13 protein-coding genes are annotated in these 11,987 nt (G+C 58.0%); 7 read left to right on the top strand and 6 right to left on the bottom strand.

All coding sequences use genetic code 11. The features are described from left to right. Positions 1-66: 66 nt before the first annotated feature. Positions 67-792 carry an intradiol ring-cleavage dioxygenase gene (locus PSH88_RS07475; protein WP_305425599.1) on the top strand — a complete coding sequence of 242 codons (726 nt, stop codon included), beginning with the start codon at positions 67-69 and terminating at the stop codon, positions 790-792. A 2-nt stretch (positions 793-794) separates the two neighbouring features. On the opposite strand, the gene PSH88_RS07480 is transcribed toward PSH88_RS07475, so the two are convergent. Together PSH88_RS07480 and PSH88_RS07485 are read right to left on the bottom strand one after the other, a co-directional pair. Next, a complete protein-coding gene (locus PSH88_RS07480) occupies positions 795-1,976 on the bottom strand; it encodes an aminotransferase class V-fold PLP-dependent enzyme (RefSeq protein ID WP_305483500.1) in 1,182 nt (393 codons plus the stop codon). A 25-nt stretch (positions 1,977-2,001) separates the two neighbouring features. After that, positions 2,002-2,238: a DUF3820 family protein gene (locus tag PSH88_RS07485; protein ID WP_007949456.1), complete on the bottom strand. Its 237-nt coding sequence runs from the start codon at positions 2,236-2,238 to the stop codon at positions 2,002-2,004. 203 nt (positions 2,239-2,441) lie between these two features. On the opposite strand from PSH88_RS07485, the gene PSH88_RS07490 reads away from it, so the two are divergent. Next, complete coding sequence (locus PSH88_RS07490; protein WP_305425600.1) at positions 2,442-2,909, top strand: ferritin-like domain-containing protein; 468 nt, start codon at positions 2,442-2,444, stop codon at positions 2,907-2,909. Positions 2,910-3,188: 279 nt separating this feature from the next. On the opposite strand, the gene PSH88_RS07495 is transcribed toward PSH88_RS07490, so the two are convergent. Together PSH88_RS07495 and PSH88_RS07500 are read right to left on the bottom strand one after the other, a co-directional pair. Then, a complete protein-coding gene (locus tag PSH88_RS07495; RefSeq protein WP_305425601.1) occupies positions 3,189-3,659 on the bottom strand; it encodes a MaoC family dehydratase in 471 nt (156 codons plus the stop codon). A gap of 43 nt (positions 3,660-3,702) precedes the next feature. Continuing rightward, positions 3,703-4,647 (bottom strand): alpha/beta hydrolase, encoded by a 945-nt coding sequence (locus PSH88_RS07500; protein ID WP_007902411.1) that lies wholly within the window; start codon positions 4,645-4,647, stop codon positions 3,703-3,705. 245 nt (positions 4,648-4,892) lie between these two features. Between PSH88_RS07500 and fadD2 the strand changes: the two genes are divergently transcribed. Both fadD2 and fadD1 read left to right on the top strand, forming a co-directional pair. Next, positions 4,893-6,581 (top strand): long-chain-fatty-acid--CoA ligase FadD2, encoded by a 1,689-nt coding sequence (gene fadD2, locus PSH88_RS07505; RefSeq protein ID WP_305425603.1) that lies wholly within the window; start codon positions 4,893-4,895, stop codon positions 6,579-6,581. Positions 6,582-6,962: 381 nt separating this feature from the next. Further along, positions 6,963-8,663: a long-chain-fatty-acid--CoA ligase FadD1 gene (gene fadD1, locus PSH88_RS07510; RefSeq protein ID WP_305425604.1), complete on the top strand. Its 1,701-nt coding sequence runs from the start codon at positions 6,963-6,965 to the stop codon at positions 8,661-8,663. Positions 8,664-8,882: 219 nt separating this feature from the next. Here the strand turns inward: fadD1 and PSH88_RS07515 are convergent, their stop codons facing one another. Next, positions 8,883-9,260, bottom strand: a complete 378-nt coding sequence (locus PSH88_RS07515) for a hypothetical protein (RefSeq protein WP_008069134.1) — start codon at positions 9,258-9,260, stop codon at positions 8,883-8,885. A gap of 191 nt (positions 9,261-9,451) precedes the next feature. Between PSH88_RS07515 and PSH88_RS07520 the strand changes: the two genes are divergently transcribed. The 3 genes from PSH88_RS07520 (at position 9,452) to def (ending at position 11,294) form a co-directional block, all read left to right on the top strand. After that, complete coding sequence (locus PSH88_RS07520) at positions 9,452-9,643, top strand: CsbD family protein (protein ID WP_050681583.1); 192 nt, start codon at positions 9,452-9,454, stop codon at positions 9,641-9,643. 170 nt (positions 9,644-9,813) lie between these two features. Next, positions 9,814-10,758, top strand: coding sequence for a YihY/virulence factor BrkB family protein (locus PSH88_RS07525; protein WP_305425605.1), 945 nt, complete (start codon positions 9,814-9,816; stop codon positions 10,756-10,758). Further along, positions 10,755-11,294, top strand: coding sequence for a peptide deformylase (gene def, locus PSH88_RS07530; RefSeq protein WP_305425606.1), 540 nt, complete (start codon positions 10,755-10,757; stop codon positions 11,292-11,294). The genes PSH88_RS07525 and def overlap by 4 nt, the downstream gene beginning before the upstream one ends. A 71-nt stretch (positions 11,295-11,365) precedes the next feature. Here def and PSH88_RS07535 read toward each other — a convergent pair whose 3' ends face one another. Further along, complete coding sequence (locus PSH88_RS07535; RefSeq protein ID WP_305425608.1) at positions 11,366-11,785, bottom strand: GNAT family N-acetyltransferase; 420 nt, start codon at positions 11,783-11,785, stop codon at positions 11,366-11,368. Positions 11,786-11,987: the final 202 nt, after the last annotated feature.

Here is an 11,987-nt window from a genome sequence, read left to right on the forward strand (position 1 = left end):
ATAGTTACCGCATCTCGCCGCTCGTCCAGCGCTAACCTGCGTTCATCTTATGGAAGAGAGAACGTCATGGACGACAACACTGCAATTACATCCCCACAACCGGTTTGCCAACTGTCACCCGAACAGATCGCCGGCCCGTATTTTCGAAACCCGAAACTGATCAGGCGAAACATCAGCGAAGGCATGGATGGCATCCCCTTGGTGCTGCGACTGACGATCGTCGATGCGATGACCGGTCAACCGGTTACCGGGGCGGTGGTCGATATCTGGCATTGCAACGCGCGTGGGGCGTATTCGGGCTGGAGCAAGGTCGACCCGGACAAGGAAGTCGACGTCGATGCCATCGGTTCGATCCCACGTACCGATGACGATACCTACCTGCGCGGCGGGCAATTTACCGATCCCCAGGGCGTGGTGCGATTTACCACCATCTACCCGGGTTTTTATGCCGGTCGCGCCTTGCATATTCATGTAGCGGTCCGCATCACGGCCGGCAACAACTATCTGGAAGAGCGGCATGTCGCCTGGGTCGGTCAGCTGTACTTTCCCGAGGTGGCCTCGCGGATGGTACTCAATGCTCGTGAGTACCGCGGGCGTGGCATCTGCGTGCTGAACAACGAGCAGGATGAGTTCTATCAGGGCATGGGTGGTGAAGCCTCGACCTTGAATGTCCATGCCATCGGTCGAGACTCGAACGAAGACGGCTTTTTCGGGCACATGACCATCGGTGTCGACACGTTTGCGGTGTCATCACAAATCAAGCCCGAGGACTTCGACAAATACACCGTGTGACGTCAGCGCAACTCAGTCAGCGCACGGGCCAGCAGATCCATGTCGGCTGCGGTGGTGGTGAGCCCCGGCGTAATGCGGATGCACGGGCCACACGCCGCACCGCTGCGCGCCACGGTAAACAGGTTGTAGTCGTTGAGCAGTCGCTCGACCATCACCTGCTGATCAGCATGCCGGGTAAAGCGCATCGAGGTGATGCCGCAATACAGGCGCGGGTCATTGGGGGTCATGACTTCGATCCCCGGTAACCCCCGCACGGCATCGACCCATCGGTTGCGCAGGTAATTGAGCCGCGTGCCCTTGGCGACGGAACCGCCCATGGCGTGATGTTCTTCGAACACCAGTGGCAGGGTCAGCAGGGCCGGGATGTTTGGGGTGCTGTACGGCGTGCGGGCGCGAATGTCAGTGATCGGGAAATGCATCTCGCCCATGTCCGGGTCGATATCGGCCAGGCGCTGGGGCGCGATATAAATGAACCCCAGGGTCAGCGGCGCACCGATCCATTTGTGCAGGTTGTAGCCGGCAAAGGCGATGCCCAATTCATCGAGATTGAACTTGATCTGACCCAAGGCATGTGCGCCGTCGAGAATCACGTCGACGCCATGTTCCCTGGCGGCAGCGGCAATCGCCTGCACCGGCATCACCAATCCTGTGCGATGGGTGACGTGGGTCAGGGCCATCAGCTTCAGTCGCGGATAACGCATGAAGGCTTCGCGATAAGTGGCCAGTAAACTGTCGAAACTGGCGGGGTGGCGGTGTTCGATCTCGATCACTTCCACGCCTCGATAGCGTGCCAGCCAACGCATCGCGCCCTTGACCGTGTCGTACTCCAGATCGCAAATCAGCACTTGATCGCCCGGTTCCAGGCGGTTGTAGTTGCGGATCAGCGATTGCAGGCCGTCCGAGGCATTGCGGGTGAGGGCGACGGCTTCGGCGGGGGCACCGATCAGCTCGGCCAGCTGCGCACGAATCTTGACGCTTTCGCCCTGTTCGAAGCGCTGGCGCACATGCACCGAGTTGCCGCGGTTGATCAGCTCGATGTTGCGCTGATACTCCTCGACCACAGTGCGCGACATGCGCCCGAAGTAACCGTTCTCCAGGTTCAGGGGGCCGGGTTCGACAGCATAGCGGTCGGCAAAGGTCTGCCAAAAGGCTTCATCGCGGGAACGGCGGGTGTTATCGGGCATGGGCAACTCGGTGAGGTAAGGCGGATCAGTGGCGAGGGGCGGGTTTGCCGTGTTTGGCGCGCAGCGGTTCGAGCAGCTCCGACAAACCGTTGTGATCGATTTCCTGCATCAAGGCCAGCAAACCGCCCAGCTCACCGTGGGGGAAACCTTCGCGAGCGAACCAGTTCAGGTACTGGCCGGGCAGGTCAGCGATGATGCGGCCCTTGTATTTGCCGAAGGGCATTTCACGGGTAATCAACAGTTCGAGCTTTTCGGGATTCATCATCAGTCGTCTTGATTCAAAACAGTCTGGAAAATACAGGCATTCTGCATGCAGGCCAAATGACAGATCATGCAAATAAAGCGGATACAGATTTCGTCTTTAAAGTTAACTTGTTGAAATATAATGAAAAATACTCAATCCGAAGCTGGCATGCAGGATGCAATTACTTATTGCATCTTTCATCAACCGCAAGGAATTGAAAAATGACCGACATCAATAAAGAAGCGATCTCTGTACTCAACGACCTGATTGAAACCTGTAAAGATGGTCAGGAAGGGTTCAAGACTTGCGCTGAAGACATCAAAAATCCAGAACTCAAAAACCTGTTCATCCAGCGCTCCGCCGACTGCGCCTCTGCCGCGGCCGAGCTGCAGGCCACTGTGCGTTCCTTGGGCGGTGATCCAGAAACGTCCACCAGTGTCAGTGGCGATATGCACCGTCGCTGGGTCGACGTGAAGGCGATGTTCACCGGCAAGGATGAAGAGGCGGTGTTGAACGAGGCCGAACGCGGTGAAGACCACGCCAAGAAGGCTTACAAGGACGCGCTGGAGAAAATCAACAAAGACAACCTGGTGAGCATTCGTGACATCGTTGAACGCCAGTATCACGGCGTACAACGCAACCACGATCAGGTGAAAGCCCTGCGTAACCAGGCTCGCGCACGCTCATAAGCGTTCGTTATCCGTCAAAAACGCCAGCCAGTCTGGCGTTTTTTGTGTTCGGGATGGTAGGAGAACGATAACGCTGCATTTACTGTGGCGAGAGGGCTTTCTGTGGCGAGGGAGCTTGCTCCCGCTGGGGTGCGAAGCGCCCCCAATCGGGCACATCTATTCACCTGTTCCAGCGCGGTGGCAGCTTTACGACTGCTGCGCAGCCGAACGGGAGCAAGCTCCCTCGCCACAGGCAAGCCACTAGCCACAGAAAGCCCCTGTCCACAGAGGCGCGGTGAATCAGCCGATGCTGATCGCCGGCAACGTCGGCAATGTCACGGTCTGTTGCTTGCGCGGCGCCAGAATCTCCGCCTCGCCATCCACCACCAACTCATCGCGTTGGTTGAACACCCGAGTGGCGATACGCACACGAAACTTCGGCAGTTTCTCGAGAATTTCCAGGCGCACAGTCAGCGTGTCGCCGATTTTCACTGGCTTCTGAAAGCTCATCGTCTGACCGATATAAATAGTCCCCGGCCCAGGCAACTCGCAAGCCACCGCCGCGCTGATCAACGCGCCGCTGAACATGCCGTGGGCGATACGCTCCTTGAACATGCTGGCAGCGGCGAATTCGGCGTCCAGATGCACCGGGTTGTGATCGCCGGACATCGCGGCGAACAACTGAATGTCGCGCTCTTCGACGCTCTTGCTGTAGCTGGCGGTCTGGCCGATTTCGAGGGCTTCGTAAGGGGTGTTGGTAACCTGGGTCATCTGTCTTGATTCCTGTGACGAATTAAAAAAATCCACAAAAAAACTATTCGGCTCTGGGTGGCCGGCGGTTGCTCAAGGCCTGGGCGATCCAGTTCAGCACATCGGCCGTCACTTCGTCGCGGTTGCTCTCGTTAAACAATTCATGCCGGGCCTGCGGGTAAATAGTCAGCTGCAGGCTCTGGCAGCCAGCGTCGCGCAGGGCGTGGGCCAGATCTTTCAGACGTTTGCCTTCGCTCACCGGATCACATTCGCCACCAATCACCAGCAACGGCAGGCCCCGATCGATCTGGGCGAGATTGGACGCTTTGCTGATTTGCTGCAAGCCACCGAGCAAATCGATCCACAGTTGATTGGTGCAGCGAAAGCCGCAGAGCGGGTCATTGGCGTATTTGTCGACTTCGGCCGGGTCGCGGCTCAGCCAGTCGAACGGCGTACGTGCCGGTTTGAATTTCTTGTTGAACGAGCCGAACGACAGCCATTCGATCAGCGCACTGCGCCCTTTGGGCCCTTGGCGCAGGCGTTCCAGACGAGCAATCTGTCGCGCTGCGCGATAGAGCGCTACAGGCTGGAAATTCGAGCCGCTGAGAATCGCCCCGTGCAGGCTGGCGCTGTGGTGCAGCAAGTAAGCCTGGGCGATGTAACTGCCCATGCTGTGGCCCAGCAGCACGATCGGCACGCCGGGATGCTGTTGGCCGATATGTTGGTTAAGACTGGCCAGGTCGCCGACCACTTTGCACCAGCCATCATCGTCGGCGAAATGGCCCAGGGTGCCGTTTTCGGCAGTTTTGCCATGTCCACGCAGGTCCGGCGCATAAACGCCGTAATCCTGATCACAGCATGCTTGCGCCAGGCGGGCGTAGCGACCGCTGTGTTCTGCCATGCCGTGGGCCAGCAGGATCACCGCCTTGAGCGGCGCGGCCGGCAGCCACTGGTTGACGAAGAGGCGGCTGCGGTCACTCGCGGTCAGCCAGAAAGTGTCGTGGATCATGGCGATTCCTTTGCGTTGGACTGCATGAGGCAGCAGGGGTGGGAAACAGCCCCGCTGCATTGTATAGCGCATCCAACGGCTACCGTCTGATCAGGCCACGCCGGGGCAGCAAGATTCACGCGATCAATGACGACCGTGCGCATATTTGCCTGTTTCACCATAGCTGCTAGTGTCCGGGAAGCACCGCTTTTCAGAAGTGACAGAAAAGCGGCCCCGGATAGGCTCAGGTAAAGAGGACAAGAATAATGCAACCTGATTTCTGGAATGACAAACGCCCGGCCGGCGTGCCCCTGGATATCGACCTTGGGGCCTATAAGTCGGTGATCGAGGTGTTCGAGCGTTCCTGCAAGAAATTTGCCGACCGCCCGGCGTTCAGCAACATGGGCGTGACCCTGACCTACGCTGAACTGGAACGCTACAGCGCTTCGTTTGCCGGTTACTTGCAAGCCCACACCGACCTGGTGCCGGGGGATCGCATTGCGGTGCAGATGCCCAACATCCTGCATTACCCGATTGCCGTGTTCGGCGCCTTGCGTGCCGGGCTGATCGTGGTCAATACCAACCCGTTGTACACCGCGCGGGAGATGCGTCATCAGTTCAAGGACTCCGGTGCCCGGGCGCTGGTCTACTTGAACGTGTTCGGACAGAAGGTCCAGGAAGTGCTTCCCGACACCGACATCCAGTACCTGATCGAAGCGAAGATGGGCGACCTGATGCCTACCGCCAAGGGCTGGCTGGTCAATACTGTGGTCGCCAAGGTCAAGAAAATGGTCCCGGACTATTCCTTGCCGCAGGCGATTTCTTTCAAAAGCGCGCTGCGTCTGGGCCGGGGCCTGGGCATCAAACCGCTGAACGTCGGTCTCGACGACATCGCCGTGCTGCAATACACCGGCGGCACCACCGGGCTGGCCAAGGGCGCCATGCTGACCCACGGCAATCTGGTGGCGAACATGCAGCAGGCGCGGGCATGCCTCAGTCAGCTGGGTACCGACGGCCAGCCGCTGCTGCGCGAAGGCCAGGAAGTAATGATCGCGCCGCTGCCGCTGTACCATATCTATGCCTTCACGGCGAACTGCATGTGCATGATGGTGACCGGCAACCACAACGTGCTGATCACCAATCCACGGGACATCAAGGGCTTCATCAAGGAACTGAAGAACTGGCGATTCTCGGCGCTGCTGGGGCTCAACACGCTGTTCGTCGCGCTGATGGACCATCCCGACTTCAAGACCCTGGATTTCTCCAGCCTCAAGCTCACCAATTCCGGTGGCACTGCGCTGGTCAAGGCCACCGCCGAGCGCTGGGAGCAGCTCACCGGTTGCCGGATCACCGAGGGTTATGGCCTGACTGAAACCTCGCCGGTGGCCTGCACCAATCCCTACGGCGACAAGTCGCGCATCGGCACGGTCGGTCTGCCGGTGCCGGGCACGACGCTCAAGATCATCAACGATGAGGGCGCCGAGCAGCCGCTGGGCGAGCGTGGCGAACTGTGCATCAAGGGCCCGCAGATCATGAAGGGCTACTGGCAGAAACCCGAAGCCACCGCCGAAGTGCTGGACGCCGACGGCTGGTTCAAGTCGGGCGACATCGCGGTGATCGACCCGGACGGTTTCGTGCGCATCGTCGATCGCAAGAAAGACATGATCATCGTCTCGGGCTTCAACGTGTACCCGAACGAGATCGAAGACGTGGTGATGGCCCATCCGAAAGTCGCCAACTGCGCAGTGATCGGCGTGCCGGACGAGCGTTCGGGGGAGGCGGTGAAGTTGTTTGTGGTGGCCCGCGAATCGGGGGTCAGCCTTGAAGAGCTGAAGGCCTACTGCAAGGAAAACTTCACGGCGTACAAAGTACCCAAGCACATCGTCTTGCGTGAGTCGTTGCCGATGACGCCGGTGGGCAAGATTCTGCGGCGGGAGTTGCGAGAGATTGCCTGATCGTTGAATGGCCGCGCATCGCGCGGATCGCGGGCAAGCCTCGCTCCCACAGGTTTAGTGTTGTGCACAAAGAATGTGTACGACGCGGACCTTGTGGGAGCGGGCTTGCCCGCGATGCTTTTAAGGGAAGAGCCCCAAAATACGGGGCTTGCAAGGCTGTATAGAATTTTTGCTCTAAAATGACCGCTTGTTAGTCTTGAGTCATTAAAGTGACTGTAGAGGCCGATTTTGGCTCTAGTCGGCCCTTGGCAAAGCTGCTACTCTCGGCGCGCTTTGTGACTTCTCGGCCTTGTTAAAAGCCAGACTCACCAATAATCAAACACCAATAATAATCGCATCAAATGCGGTATTTGAATTCGCGTTGCTGAGGAGTGGGCTTCCATGATCGAAGACTTTTGGAAGGATAAGTACCCAGCTGGAATTGCTGCCGAGATCAATCCAGACGAGTATCCGAATATTCAGGCAGTGTTGAAGCAATCCTGCCAACGCTTCGCTGACAAACCGGCATTCAGCAACCTGGGCAAAACAATCACCTACGGTGAGCTGTACGAATTGTCCGGTGCCTTTGCTGCTTACCTGCAACAGCATACCGATTTGCAACCCGGTGATCGAATCGCCGTGCAATTGCCCAACGTGTTGCAATACCCGGTCGCTGTCTTCGGTGCTATCCGCGCCGGGCTGATCGTGGTCAACACCAACCCGCTGTACACCGCGCGGGAAATGGAACACCAATTCAACGATTCCGGTGCCAAAGCCCTGGTCTGCCTGGCCAACATGGCGCATCTGGCTGAGACCGTCGTGCCGAAGACCGGCGTCAAGCACGTGATCGTCACTGAAGTGGCCGACCTGCTGCCGCCGCTCAAGCGTCTGCTGATCAACAGCGTCATCAAGTACGTGAAGAAGATGGTCCCGGCGTATCACTTGCCCAAGGCAATCAAGTTCAATGACGTGCTGAGCAAGGGCCATGGCCAGCCAGTGGCTGAAGCCAACCCGGCCAGCAGCGACGTTGCCGTGCTGCAATACACCGGCGGCACCACCGGCGTGGCCAAGGGCGCGATGCTGACCCACCGCAACCTGGTGGCGAACATGTTGCAGTGCAAGGCGCTGATGGGCTCCAACCTCAATGAAGGTTGCGAGATCCTGATCACCCCGCTGCCGCTCTACCATATCTATGCCTTCACCTTTCATTGCATGGCGATGATGCTGATCGGCAACCACAACATCCTGATCAGCAACCCGCGCGACTTGCCGGCGATGGTCAAGGAACTGTCGAAGTGGAAGTTCAGCGGCTTCGTCGGCTTGAACACTCTGTTTGTTGCGCTGTGCAACAACGAAGCGTTCCGCAAGCTGGATTTCTCGAACCTGAAAATCACCTTGTCCGGCGGCATGGCCTTGCAACTGGCCGCGGCTGAGCGCTGGAAAGCGGTCACCGGTTGCCCGATCTGTGAAGGTTACGGCATGACCGAAACCAGCCCGGTGGCCACGGTAAACCCGAACCAGAACATCCAGATCGGCACCATTGGTATTCCGGTGCCGTCGACCCTGTGCAAAGTCATCGACGATGCCGGCGTGGAACAGCCGTTGGGCGGCATCGGTGAACTGTGTGTGAAAGGTCCGCAAGTCATGAAAGGCTACTGGCAGCGTCAGGACGCCACCGATGAAATACTCGACAGCGAAGGCTGGTTGAAGACCGGTGACATCGCGCTGATCCAGCCCGATGGCTATATGCGCATTGTCGATCGCAAGAAAGACATGATCCTGGTCTCCGGTTTCAACGTGTACCCCAATGAGCTTGAAGACGTGCTGGCGACCCTGCCGGGCGTGCTGCAATGCGCAGCGATCGGTGTGCCGGACGAGAAGTCGGGCGAGGCGATCAAGATTTTCATCGTCGCCAAACCGGGCGTGATCCTGACCAAGGAACAGGTGATGGAGCACATGCGCGCCAACGTCACCGGCTACAAGGTACCCAAAGCCGTGGAGTTCCGCGACGCGCTGCCGACCACCAACGTCGGCAAGATCCTGCGCCGCGAACTGCGCGACGAAGAGCTGAAGAAACTGGGCGTGAAGAAAGTCAGCGCCTAGTCAAACAAAAGCCCCGCAGATGCGGGGCTTTTGTTTGCCTGCCAGATCGAGAGCGCTTTTGTGGCGAGGGAGCTTGCTCCCGCTCGACTGCGCAGCAGTCGTTAAAGCTGCCATCGACCTGATCAGGTCAGGTGAATCGAGGTGCCTGATTTGGGGGCGCTGCGCACCCCAGCGGGAGCAAGCTCCCTCGCCACAGTAGTCCTCAGTACAGACGGGTGGTTACTGCCGGAACTGCGCGAAATTGACGTTGGTACCCGCCGGGCGCATGTCCTGCAGGTAGGAGTCCTTGTCGGCGCTCAGTTCCAGGCTCAAGGCTGCCTTGCGTTTGCCCTGATTGCGCACCACCAGGCCTTCGAGCTTCTCGCGCAGGAACACCGTCGGCACTTTCAGGTGCAGCAGTTCGTCGGTATCCGGGGTGTGCATCAGCAAGTGAATCCATTCGTACTGACCAACGGCCAGGCGTGCGACCGGGATATCGAACCAGAAAATGTTGCGGTTACGGTTCAATTCGGTGAAATGGCAGTTGTTGACGCCAAGCACAGCACCGCCGAGTTCCTGGTTTCTGCGGGCAATGGCCTGCTTTTTATCGAGTTTCATAACATTCCTACGGGATTGGATCTTCAGCGCCATGGCCTGAATACGTTGCGCATTCTCGGGGCAAAGCCTGCAAACATAAAGCCTAACCGGCGAAATGTCCGGTGAATAAATAAATGAAACTCCGTGCAAAGGCTCCCGGTCAATCCTTGTGTAACCACTTTCCCCGTTGAAATGTTCACAGGAGAAATACCATGAGCAGCACTGGCGATAAAGTTAAAGGCATGGCAAACGAAGCGGCCGGCAACGTCAAGCAAGGCGTCGGCAAGGCCACTGGCAACGAAAGACTGCGCTCCGAAGGCGTGGCGCAGGAGAGGAAGGGAGAAACCCAGCAAGCGGTCGGCAAAGCCAAGGATGCTCTTAAAAAAGGCATCGACAAGGCGTAATGCCGCGTTTGACGAGTAATAGGAACGGCCATCCGCGGATGGCCGTTTCTATGTCAGCTTGAACTTGAGCAAGGAAATTGTTTCAAAGTCGCCAAGTACGCTACTTTGTTGTAGAAAACGGCCCCTGAGTCGCCATGACTTCAACCTTTTTGCGGCGAAAGGAGACGCTAATGTTTTTTCCGACCATGAAAGGTCTGCCCCTGCATCGGGTGATGATGCGCACGATCACCGAGTTCGTCGCCGACGAGATGTCGACCTATGCCTCGGCGCTGGCCTATCAGATGCTGTTCTCGCTGTTCCCTTTCATCCTGTTCCTGATCGCCCTGATTGGTTTTCTGCATTTGCCGGACTTCTTCTCCTGGCTGCGCCTGCAATCGGAACTGGTCCTGCCGCCCCAGGCGTTGGAGCAGGTGAACCCGGTGATCGACCAGCTCCAGCAATCCAAGGGTGGTTTGCTCTCGGTGGGTATCGTGATCGCCCTGTGGACCGCGTCCGCTGGTGTGCGGCTGATGATGAGCGCAATGAATGCCGCGTACGACGTGGTCGAAGGTCGTCCGGTCTGGAAGCGTTTTCCATTGTCGATTTTCTACACCATTGGCATCGCCGGCATGTTGCTGATCGCTGCCGCGCTTATGGTGCTCGGGCCGCAGGTGATGGGCTGGATCGCCGCACAAGTGGGCCTCGAAGATTTCATCGTAACCTTATGGACCATTGTGCGCTGGCCGGTGATCGTGATTCTGTTGATGATGGCGGTGGCGCTGATTTACTACGTCATGCCCGACGTCAAACAAGAGTTTCGCTTCATCACCCCGGGTGCGGTGTTGTCCGTGGTGGTCTGGATCATCGCGTCATTGGGCTTCGGTCTCTACGTCAAAACCTTCGCCAACTACAACGCCATGTATGGCAGTATCGGCGCGATCATCGTGTTGTTGTTGTACTTCTATATTTCGGCCGCGGTGCTGTTGCTCGGCGCGGAAATGAACGCGGTGATCGAGCACATGTCCTCCGAAGGCAAGAAACCTGGCGAAAAGGTGCCCGAAGAACCCAAACACCACGTTTCGGGACTGGGACGGGACCACTCAATCAAGCCGACCACTGACGAAGCCATAAAATGATCCGTGAAATTCTGAAAATGGGCGATGAACGCCTGCTGCGTATTGCCCCACCGGTGCCGGCAGAAATGTTCGACAGCCCTGAGTTGTGGCAATTGATCGACGACATGTTCCAGACCATGGAAAGCGTCGGCGGAGTCGGCCTGGCCGCGCCGCAGATCGGTGTCGACCTGCAACTGGTGATCTTTGGTTTCGAACACAGCGAACGCTATCCGGACGCCGAAGCGGTGCCGCAGACGATTCTGATCAATCCGTTGATCACGCCATTGAGCCCGACCCTCGAAGAGGGGTTCGAAGGCTGCCTGTCGGTGCCGGGCCTGCGTGGTGCGGTGGATCGTTATCAGCAGATTCGCTATGAAGGCTTCGATCCCAAGGGCGAGCCGATCGTGCGCGTTGCCTCGGGATTTCATGCGCGGGTGGTGCAGCATGAATGCGATCACCTGATCGGCCGGCTGTACCCGTCGCGCATCCGTGATTTCAGCAAGTTCGGGTTTACCGAGGTGATGTTCCCGGACCTGGACCCTGCGGTGGATGACTGATACCGCCCTTCGAATCCAACACAAAACACTGTGGGAGCGGGCAAGCCCGCTCCCACAGGGATTGTGTCGTTTCAAAGAGCGCGCGGTTCCAACCCCATGGCAATCATCGGTTTGCTGCGCGCATAACGGCTCAACCGTTCAGCCATGGCGTAGGGCAGGGGCGGGTCGAAGGTAAAACCGCGGCGCTCATAAAAGCCACGCAAATCCGGATGGCAGAACAACCAGACCGGTGCTTGCACATCCTTTACCGCTTCGGCGATCAACCTGGCGGCAATTCCCTGTTCGCGACAACCCGGATCGACGAACAGCCCGGTCAGCCAATGCCCGCCGGCCACTGGCCGCAAACATAACGCCGCAATGATCACATCGCGTTTTGCCACCCACAGCCGAGCGTCGCGGACCGCCTTCATCGACGATTGGTGGGCGCGGTAAAACTTGTTCATCAACGGCCATAACGGCTCGTCGAGCAAGGTGTACTGAGTGTTGGGCATGGGTTCGGACTGTCGGTACGCAAAGCGGGTGATTATAAAAGAACGCGGGCGCCGCGATAGGTGTATACCTGATCTCACGTCCCGTATGAGTGGAGTATGTATCATGGCCAAAGGCATGGATTCAAAGAAAGCGGCAAAGAAGAAACCGGCTAAAACCGCCGATGAAAAACGTGCGGACAAGAAGGCCAAGAAGGTGGGCGTG

It is taken from the genome of Pseudomonas wuhanensis, assembly GCF_030687395.1.
GTDB lineage: Bacteria > Pseudomonadota > Gammaproteobacteria > Pseudomonadales > Pseudomonadaceae > Aquipseudomonas > Aquipseudomonas wuhanensis.